General features: G+C 70.8%; 1 protein-coding gene. It reads right to left on the reverse strand.

Translation table 11 applies throughout. From position 1 onward, the window contains the following. Positions 1 to 284, reverse strand: a 284-nt coding sequence (locus UK12_RS42765; RefSeq protein ID WP_442973942.1) for a KS-MAT linker domain-containing protein, incomplete at both ends; no start/stop codon positions are given.

Here is a 284-nt window from a genome sequence, read left to right on the forward strand (position 1 = left end):
GAACGCCGTACGTCCCTCAACCACCGAACCCTGCACCAGATTCGCAGCCGACTCGCCCTCGGCCAGCGCACCAAGCCCCCGCAGGAACTCCTCACGCCCCCCCGCCACGACGACCGCACGGTGCTCCAGCCCCGCCCGACCCGTCGCCAACGAGTACGCCACATCGACCAGTTCGGCATCACCATCGGACAGCAACCGCTCGGCCTGCGCCCGCAGCGCCACCTCACCCTTCGCCGACAGCACCACCGGAACCACCGGCACCACCGACGGCGAGACCGTCTCCC

Origin of the sequence: Saccharothrix sp. ST-888, from assembly GCF_000955975.1 — a bacterium.
Lineage (GTDB): Bacteria > Actinomycetota > Actinomycetes > Streptomycetales > Streptomycetaceae > Kitasatospora.